Here is a 3,373-nt window from a genome sequence, read left to right on the forward strand (position 1 = left end):
GACAGCGACCCGCCCGAGCGGCGCGACCTGCTGCGCGCCGGCGGCTTCGAGCCCGTGCGCTACTACGCCAACCTGCTGCGCGACCTCGCCGCACCCGTGCCCGCGGTCGGCCTGGAGCCGCCGCTGCGCCTGGTCCCGTGGACCGACGCCCTGGAGGACGCCACCCGCCTGGCACGCAACGACGCGTTCCGGGACCACTGGGGCAGTCAGCCGCGCACGCCCGAGTCCTGGCGGGCTTATCGCAGCTCGTTCGCGCCCGACTGGTCGTTCGTTGTGGTCGACGAGTCGGTGCGCTACCCCGGCTCCGAGCACGAGCAGCCCGGGGACCTGACCGTGCCGCCCGGCACGCCGTACGTCGTCGGCCTGCACCGGGCGGGGAGGTACGAGCACGACTGGGCGACGCAGGGCTACACCGCCGGCTACACCGAGCTGCTGGGCGTGCGCCGTGCCTACCGCGGACGCCGCATCGCCGTCGCGCTCCTCACCCACGCCATGCGCGTCTACGCCGACGGCGGCATGCAGCACGCCGAGCTCGACGTCGACACCGACAACCCGACCGGCGCCCCCGCGCTGTACGCCCGGCTGGGCTACACCAAGAGCGACGGCTCCACGCTGTACGCCATCGAGCTGTGAACACGAACCCGAACTGAACCCTGAAGGAAGCACCATGAGCACCGAGACCGACGAATCCGCCGCCCTCGCCCCGATCGCCGAGCGCGCCGCCGCCCCGGCCGCCGTGACCGTGCCCACCGCGGGCAACCTCACCTGGCGCCCCGCCACGCGCGAGGACGTGCCCGTGTGGCTCGCCCTGCGCAACCTCATCGCCCGCGCCGACGCCGAGCCCTACGTCGAGACCGCCGAGGAGATCGAGGAGATCTTCGACGGCGCCTGGCGCGACATGACCCGCGACTCCCTGCTCGGCTTCGACGCCGACGGTGCCCTCGTGGCCTGGGGCTACGTCGCGAGCCCGCCCGGCGACGTCACCACGGTGCGCGCCTTCACCTGGGGTGGCGTGCACCCCGACCGCCGCCGCGAGGGCATCGGCCGCGAGCTGCTGGCCTGGTCGATCGGCCGTGCCCGGCAGATGCTCGCGGAGTCGGGCAAGGACGTGCCCGCGCGGATCGCCGTGTTCGCCGAGGACAACTCGCCCGCCGACAAGGTGCGCCTGTACGAGCGCGCCGGCCTGGAGGTGCGCCGCTACTACTCCGACCTGGCGCGGCCCCTGACCGGGCCCGACGCCGCGCCCGTGCCCGAGGTGACGCTGTCCGGTTCGCTGCGCCTCACCCCGTGGTCCGAGGCGCTCGACGAGGCCGCGCGCCTCGCGCACAACGACGCGTTCCGCGACCACTGGGGCAGCCAGCCCCAGACCCGCGAGCAGTGGGCCGAGCGCGCCGGCTTCGCGCCGCAGTGGTCCTTCCTCGTGGTCGACGACGCCCCCGACGTCGACGCCCTGCTCGCGTCGCCCGACACCGACCCCGAGACCGCCGCCGCGCTGCGGGCCGGCGAACCGCTCGTGGTGGGCTACGAGCTGGCCGGCCACTACCCCGAGGACTTCGCCGTGCGTGGGTACTCGTTCGGGTACACGGACATCCTCGGCGCGCGCCGCGCCTACCGGGGCCGCAAGGCCGCGCTGGCGGCGCTCGCGGCGGGCATGCGGGCCTTCGCGGCCGACGGCATGGAGTACGCCGCGCTCGACGTCGACACCGCGAACCCGAGCGGGGCGCACGGCCTGTACGCGAGCCTGGGCTACACGAGGACGACGGGCAGCCGCATGCTCTCGATCGAGCTCTGACCCACACGGCCGGAGCAGAACCGCGGCGAAGCAGAACCGCAGCGAAGCAGAACCGCAGCGGGCCCGGTTCTACTTCGCCAGGCGCTGGCGGCGGGCCTCGTAGAGCACCACCGTGGCCGCGTTCGCGGCGTTGAGCGAGCTCGCCGAGCCCGTCATCGGGATGCTCAGCGTCACGTCCGCGGCGTCGCGCCACGACTGGGTCAGGCCTGCGGTCTCGTTGCCGACCAGCAGCAGCACCGGCTGCGTCAGGTCGTACGCGGAGACGTCGGCGTCGCCGTGCTCGTCCGTGGCCACGACCACCAGGGGCAGCCCGGCGACCCGGCGCGCCGCGACCCAGTCCATGACCTCGGCCGTCGACGGCGAGCGCACCACCGGCGTCGCGAAGAACGACCCCGTGCTGGCGCGCACCGACTTGGGGTCGTAGGCGTCGGCGGCATGCCCCGTGGTGATCACGCCGTGGGCGCCGAACGCGTCGGCCGACCGCACGATCGCGCCGATGTTGCCCGGCTGCGTGGGCCGGTCGAACACGACCCCGAGGAAGTCGGGCCCGGCCTCGATGCGGTCCAGGTCGTCGGGCCGCATCGCCAGCACGGCGAGCAGTTCGGCGTCCTCCTTCTCGGCGAGCTCGGCCAGCAGGTCGGGCGCCATCTTGACGTGCTCGGTGTGCGGGTGCGTCGCGAGCAGGTCCCGGGCCCACTGCGAGAGCCGGCGCTCGGCGTCGTACAGCAGGGCGCGGACCTCCCAGCCGTGCTCCACGGCCATCGTGATCGGCCGCACGCCCTGCACCAGGAACTCGCCCGCACGGTGCCGCTTGTTGCGGTTCGTCACGAGGGTCTGGAGCTGCTGGAAGCGTGCGTTGCGCTGGGAGATCCGGGTAGCCACGCCCCCATCCAACACCGTCGCGGCCCGCACCGTCGCAGCCGAGCCGGGAGGGTGCCGGGGAACGTGTACGCGCGCGAGGTCGGTTGCGCTGCGTAGACAATGTCTACGCAGTGCAACACCCCCGGATTCGTGGAGTCTCCCCGAGCCGGCCGTCGGCGGACCCGAGGCTCACCGTGCCAGCAGCTTCTCCATCGCCGCCCGCGCCCGGGGCGAGGCGAACAGTTCCGCCGACGAGGTCACGACGTCGTCCACGTGCGCGTCGAAGCGAGCCAGCACGTCCGCGTTGAGCAGCTCCTTGGTCGCGGCCAGCCCCTGCGGGTCGCCCGCGGCCAGGCCGTCCACGACGGCGTCCACCTCCGCGTCGAGACCGTCAGCCGGCACCGCGCTGGTCACCAGCCCCCACTGCACCGCCTCGGCGGCCGTGAACTGCGCGCCGGTCAGGAACGTGCGCTGCGCGGCCCGCGGCGAGAGGCGTGGCAGCACCGCGAGCGAGATGACGGCGGGCGCGAGCGCCAGGCGGGCCTCGGTGAAGGCGTAGGTGATGTGGTCGGCGCTGACCGCGACGTCGCACGCGGCGACCAGTCCGATACCGCCGGCCCGCACCGGCCCGTGCACGCGCGCCACCACGGGCTTGGGCAGGGCGAGCAGGTCGCGCAGCACGTCGGCGAGGCGGCGCGCCGAGGCGGTCATGCCGTCGGC

4 protein-coding genes are annotated in these 3,373 nt (G+C 74.2%); 2 read left to right on the plus strand and 2 right to left on the minus strand.

Annotation, left to right across the window (positions count from 1 at the left end):
- Both PROKR_RS14285 and PROKR_RS14290 read left to right on the plus strand, forming a co-directional pair.
- Positions 1-633: GNAT family N-acetyltransferase (locus tag PROKR_RS14285; protein WP_157602091.1), on the plus strand; the 633-nt coding region annotated here is incomplete at its 5' end.
- A 34-nt stretch (positions 634-667) separates the two neighbouring features.
- On the plus strand, positions 668-1,792 hold the full coding sequence (locus tag PROKR_RS14290) for a GNAT family N-acetyltransferase (RefSeq protein WP_036964330.1): 1,125 nt from the start codon (positions 668-670) through the stop codon (positions 1,790-1,792).
- A 69-nt stretch (positions 1,793-1,861) separates the two neighbouring features.
- On the opposite strand, the gene PROKR_RS14295 is transcribed toward PROKR_RS14290, so the two are convergent.
- A complete protein-coding gene (locus PROKR_RS14295) occupies positions 1,862-2,674 on the minus strand; it encodes a TrmH family RNA methyltransferase (RefSeq protein ID WP_036964331.1) in 813 nt (270 codons plus the stop codon).
- Between the two features lie 168 nt (positions 2,675-2,842).
- The coding region (locus PROKR_RS14300; RefSeq protein ID WP_036964332.1) for an enoyl-CoA hydratase-related protein at positions 2,843-3,373 on the minus strand (531 nt) is incomplete at its 5' end.

The organism is Promicromonospora kroppenstedtii DSM 19349 (genome assembly GCF_000515355.1).
GTDB classification, from domain to species: Bacteria; Actinomycetota; Actinomycetes; order Actinomycetales; family Cellulomonadaceae; genus Promicromonospora; species Promicromonospora kroppenstedtii.